This window comes from Limosilactobacillus ingluviei DSM 15946 (assembly GCF_001435775.1).
GTDB classification, from domain to species: Bacteria; Bacillota; Bacilli; order Lactobacillales; family Lactobacillaceae; genus Limosilactobacillus; species Limosilactobacillus ingluviei.
On the sequence record NZ_AZFK01000080.1, the window covers coordinates 1 to 256 of the forward strand.

Sequence of the window (256 nt, forward strand, 5' to 3'; positions counted from 1 at the left end):
ATCGGACGCAAAAATTACTTATTTGCGAAAACCGAAGCTGGGGCTGAAGCGAACGCCATTTGGTATACCTTCATTCAAACGGCTAAATTAAATCAGCTCAAGGTACGTGAGTACTTAGAACATCTCCTATCAGCCTTCACATGGACTGAAAGTCCAGTCTGGGAGGCTTATTTACCGTGGGATCCAGAAATTCAACGTAAATTTGGAACTCAATAGACGCAAATAGCGCTCAGAAGTTGTCCTTCCTTCAAGGATA

General features: G+C 43.0%; 1 pseudogene. It reads left to right on the forward strand.

Annotated elements, in window-relative coordinates:
* Positions 1–216: pseudogene (locus tag FC43_RS11435) on the forward strand (IS66 family transposase); the annotation flags it as partial.
* Positions 217–256: the final 40 nt, after the last annotated feature.